The organism is Desulfovibrio sp. (assembly GCF_019424165.1).
GTDB lineage: Bacteria > Desulfobacterota > Desulfovibrionia > Desulfovibrionales > Desulfovibrionaceae > Desulfovibrio.
Genome location: NZ_JAHZAA010000022.1, coordinates 5,509 through 10,460 on the forward strand (window position 1 = coordinate 5,509; position 4,952 = coordinate 10,460).

General features: G+C 49.3%; 6 protein-coding genes. 2 read left to right on the top strand and 4 right to left on the bottom strand.

What is annotated here, in order from left to right; genetic code table 11:
- Positions 1-1,451 (bottom strand): DNA cytosine methyltransferase (locus QZ377_RS08495; protein ID WP_291440730.1); only part of this gene is annotated, 1,451 nt, incomplete at its 3' end.
- A 38-nt stretch (positions 1,452-1,489) separates the two neighbouring features.
- On the opposite strand from QZ377_RS08495, the gene QZ377_RS08500 reads away from it, so the two are divergent.
- Positions 1,490-1,942, top strand: a complete 453-nt coding sequence (locus QZ377_RS08500; RefSeq protein WP_291440731.1) for a very short patch repair endonuclease — start codon at positions 1,490-1,492, stop codon at positions 1,940-1,942.
- A gap of 11 nt (positions 1,943-1,953) precedes the next feature.
- On the opposite strand, the gene QZ377_RS12655 is transcribed toward QZ377_RS08500, so the two are convergent.
- Positions 1,954-2,430, bottom strand: a complete 477-nt coding sequence (locus QZ377_RS12655; RefSeq protein WP_365854695.1) for a thermonuclease family protein — start codon at positions 2,428-2,430, stop codon at positions 1,954-1,956.
- 61 nt (positions 2,431-2,491) lie between these two features.
- Here QZ377_RS12655 and QZ377_RS08505 point away from each other — a divergent pair, with 61 nt between their 5' ends.
- Positions 2,492-2,749 (top strand): helix-turn-helix transcriptional regulator, encoded by a 258-nt coding sequence (locus tag QZ377_RS08505; protein ID WP_291440732.1) that lies wholly within the window; start codon positions 2,492-2,494, stop codon positions 2,747-2,749.
- 15 nt (positions 2,750-2,764) lie between these two features.
- On the opposite strand, the gene QZ377_RS08510 is transcribed toward QZ377_RS08505, so the two are convergent.
- Positions 2,765-3,820, bottom strand: coding sequence for a Fic family protein (locus QZ377_RS08510; RefSeq protein WP_291440733.1), 1,056 nt, complete (start codon positions 3,818-3,820; stop codon positions 2,765-2,767).
- Positions 3,821-4,512: 692 nt separating this feature from the next.
- Positions 4,513-4,952, bottom strand: a 440-nt coding sequence (locus tag QZ377_RS08515) for a hypothetical protein (RefSeq protein WP_291440734.1), incomplete at its 5' end; no start/stop codon positions are given.

Genomic DNA, 4,952 nt, shown 5'->3' on the forward strand with positions numbered 1-4,952 from the left:
CTTGGCCCCTCAAAAAAGTAGTTGTCCGGGAAAGTCTGGAGTCTGGCAGCCTCACGAACTGTCAAGCTTCTGCATTGGGTAGGATCTGGATGGATAAAGGAGTGCCCGTCTTTTGAAAGGTGGCTAGTTATTGTGGTAGAAGGGCGATTTATCAACTGGGCTTTAAATCTGTCATCAAAGTAGCCGGTTTCCCAGTTGGCATGGTTGGGGGCCAGCCCTGGCAAGGTGAAATCCTTTGGGCCAACGGGGTTTTTCTTTTCAACGCTGGCATGGGTAGCTATATAAGCGTATCTGCGCAGATCACTGGCCATATGCGCCCGTGTTTCATGGTTGAGCCACCCCCCCAGACGCTCATCTCGCAGCCACTCGTGCAATGGAGTCACATGCATGGGAGGATTTCCATATTTCCCTTCAACCCAACGCCCCCCGCGAGGGAGATTTTCACGTGTAACCTCCTCGCCCGCATCCCGAAGAATTTGCGCTAGTGTACGTCGTCCGGACTTCCAGGCGTGTTTGGCCAAATCGTCAAATTCCGATGCCACCAAATTTTTCCATATATCAACAGAATCTTCCTGGCGGGAAAGGCCGCTTCGGAGAGGAGGCATGTCGCCAATAGCATCCCACACAGTCACCGGGTTGGAAGAAACCAACTTTGGCAAGGCTGCTGCGACATCTTCCCGGATGCCTACCAGGATCACTCTATGTCGGGCTTGAGGAATGCCATACTGCTCACATTGAACAATAAATTTTTTCAAATCCAGTTCGGCAGCATTCATTCCTGGCTTGTAAAAAGTATCCGCGACCAGAGAATGGATTGAGTATTTATAATTTTTGGCACCTCGTTCGCTTTGGCCAGGACAAGCCAAATCTTCCATGATCCGATGAATGATATGCCCATTTTCCAATTGGCATGACAGCATTCCTCGAACATTCTCCATAACAAATATGGAAGGACGAAATTGCCTGATGACATTCAAATATTCTTTATATAAATGATGCTTGGGATCTTCTTTGTTTTTTTCCCCAACACGGACACGACCCACAACCGAGTATGCCTGGCAAGGCGGGCCACCAATCAGCACCCAGTGTTCATCATTTGCGATTAGTCGGGAAATTCGATCATGGAGCAGGACATTATCCCGATCTTTATCTTTCCCTAACTCCAGTTGCAGGGCTTCGGCCTCGGCTTCGCCCCACAAATCTACGGTATCGGCTGTCCAGGGACTGTCCACCACCCCCTTGTAATATGCATACAAATTATCAAGAGGTTTCCCATGACGTTTTAAAAGCCGCCAATAAGCGCGAAGTCGCAATGTACTGTGCGCAAATTTGTCTTTTTCTACAGATACCGCTATCTTAAATGGGTGATGTCCTTCGGATTGAAAGGAGGAGAATCCTTCGCCCAATCCGCCCGGCCCCGCGAACAAGTCAACTATTATAAGATATTGCATTAAATAACACCATCTTTGCTCGAATGAGAAAATAGTACATGGATATCGTCACTCCCGCAACACGATCCCGCATGATGGCAGGGATACGTTCTGCAAATACAAAGCCAGAAATTATTGTCAGAAGTATGCTTCACGCCCAAGGCTTTCGATATCGCCTCGGAACAAAAGTGTTGAACATGGTTCCCGATATCGTGCTGCCAAAATACAAAGTCGCCGTTTTTGTGCATGGTTGTTTCTGGCACAGGCATTTAGACTGCAAATATGCAACAACACCAAAAACTCATCCCGAAAAGTGGCAGAAAAAATTCAGCGAAAATACCAACCGAGATATGCGTACCGTAAAAAGACTCCTTGATGCGGGGTGGCGTGTTGTTGTCATCTGGGAATGCTGGACAAAAAGAAAACTCGATATCTCATGGCTGGGCCCCTGGATAAAAATACCAGGGGCTTCTTATGTTTCCTGGCCAGAAGTGAACGATATTGTGCCGTAAAAAATTCACTGTTATGGACGTATTCCCTGTCGCCACTCCCAAGGCGGAATAGGGAATGACTCTGACCAGAGCCCCAAGTTCCTTTGTTGGGCCTCCAATTGCAACTTTTCCCATTCCTGACAATTTTGACAATACCGGGGCCAGACCCAAGCCAACCCAGCAGCTATCAATATGGATTGCAGGCTTTCCCCCGTGTCCAGCCATACGATGGCCACCGCACGCCCGTAGTGATCCCGGCTTTTTTCCTCAACAGTTACACGCTGATGCAAGGCAATCGCGAGCACCAGCGCTCTAGCCGTCTCTCCCGAAGGCTGCTTGCGTTCTGGTGCATCAATACCGTGCAATCGTATCCTCACGCGGCCACCTTCACCGATGGGCTCCACAGTAAGGGTATCCCCATCGGCAACCGCGACAACGCGGGCGGGCCATGCGTGACAAGGAACAGCAATAGCGCAGAGCAGCAGAACAGGCAATATTATCTTAATCATGTAAGTTAATTTAACTTACATGATTAAGATATGAAATACCCATTCCCGGTACATTTCGGGAATGAAGACAACAAGAAGAAAACTGGTCGGAGTCGGTGTTGCTATCCGGGAATTTCGGCAGCAGGCAGGATTTTCTCAGGATGAGCTTGCTGATCGCATGGACATGAGTACCCCGTACATTTCCATGCTGGAAAGTGGTAAACGTTACCCATCAATCGAAATGCTCATTCGTATCGGTCTTGCGCTGGAAGTCCGCCCAGGGGCAATCCTGGACATGATTACCGACCGCTATATTGCTGACCAAAACAAGATTTCGTGAGCGCAGCAGCCACCCTCACCCAAGCCGATACCATACCCCCCGGCCTTTACCTTGCATGGCCAATTGCCTATTTTCCACCAACTTCCGGAAATGCTCTTTTAGGGTGTTCCGGTTGGCCCCGGTCAGGATGAGCATATCCTTGATCGTCACCCGCCCGTGATCGCGGGCATATTCCAGAATTTGCAAAGAAAGTTCCGGTAAAGCGGCCAGCACAATGTGCTCTTGCTCCACTTTCTTTTCCAACCGCTTCATTTGCTGATGCAGAGCGCGCAAAAAGAACAACAGCCAAGGCTGCCAGTTAGGAGCATCAGTACGGATAGTGGTTTGGGTTTGGCGTAAGGCCAGATAGTAGCCCTCTTTGCTGTTCTCTATCACGCTTTCAAGCGAACTATATGGCGTATAGGCATAGCCGCAACGCAGCAGTAAAAGAGTGGTCAGAATGCGCGACAAGCGCCCGTTTCCATCCTGAAATGGGTGGATTGCCAAAAAGTTCACAGTAAAAACGCCTACCACCAGCAAAGGGTGCAGGCTTTTGGTTTCCAGCGCGACATTTGTCCACTCGATCAGCTCGCGCATGAGCCGGGGAGTATCAAAGGGCGAGGCAGTTTCAAAGACGATACCGATCTGCTTGCCATGCTCGTCAAAGGCCGCCACACTGTTCGGGGAAGTTTTGTAATTACCGCGATGGCGCTCATCTTTGTCGCTGTGTCGCAGCAAATCCCGGTGAAGCTGGCGGACGTGGTTTTCTGTCAGTGGGATGTATTCCCAAGATTGAAATATTTGTTCCATAGTTTCGGCATATCCGGCAACTTCCTGCTCGTCACGAGAGGCGAAAGACTGAATGGAAAGATTGGACAGTAGCTTTTCCACCTCACTGTCGGAAAGCTTACTTCCCTCAATGCGAGTGGATGAACCGATGCTCTCAATGGTAGCAACCCGGCGCAGCGCGGAAAGGCGTTCAGGCGCGAGAGTTCCCAAGGCTTTCCATGCGCCTTTGAATTCGTCTATTTCCGCAATCAGGCCAAGGAATTCCGGTGAGATGTTCAATGTGTCGGTTTTTATCATGCCCATTTATACACCCACAAACACCCAATTAGTCAAGCCACAAATACACCCATTTCCACCCAATAATATTTTTTATGAAGAATCGCCAATGGAAGCAACAATGAAAGATTATTTGACTGTTCAACTCTGCCGATTTATACTATAATTTAGGCATGTTGGAACTCACAAGAAATCCTTGCGAGTTCACCCCCAGCGACGAAGAGCACACTACGCACAACAACCAACAACGTCCAACGAAATTCGCCATAACCCACTGTACTTGTAGGTATTTCTGTAGGTATTGACAATTCCCCCATGCCTGATAAATATTCATCTCAGGTACTTACAGTACACCTACTTATCCCCTTGGGGACGCCAAATGATTCCAAGAGGTTATAACAAAAACCTCACCAGATACCCACAGGGGTTAGTCCCGGGGGTTAGTTTTGAAAAAAGGCTGCATGAAAATGCGGCCTTTTTTCGTTTTTAAAAACGGGGTCCGAGTATGTTCTCTACTCCGTACCTGTTGGGATAAGCCCAGATGCTGCAGTCAACACTCGCCAATTCATCACCGGCAGGCGAAACGTTCTTTGTCGAACTTCGGCATGACACGCGCATTGGATAGCCTGAATTACGTGTGCGCCTCAGCAGGAAAAAGCCCTTATGGCAAATGTACCATAAGGGCTTTTCGGTGGGATATTTCTCTTTGTGCGCAGCCGCTACGTGGCGATTTTACGCAGGATGCCTGAAGGAATCATTGTATCGTCAGTCTGCCGCTCAAGGACAAATCCGTGCGGTTCCGCCTCGCGCGCCACATCGTCAAGACTTACGGTCTGCCAGGTATATTCAGCGTGGCGTTCAAGTATTACGTTGTTATCCCTGACAATCTGGTATGTGGAAACCCACTTTTCGCGTAAATCGTCAACCGGGACGCCTTCAGCCCAGGCGTGGTAGGTATTCTGCCCCATAACTACTTCAGCCACGTGTATTTTTTCAACGGGCTGCGGCTTATCAATCATCATCACATCAAAAAGCACCAGTCCACCCGGCGGCATATGCGTCGCCAGCCGCGCCCAGAAGGCGCGCCGCGCCTTGTCATCCATAAGACCTATGCAAGCAAGAAAAAGTACCGCCCTGACCCGTTCCGGCAGATCAGCGT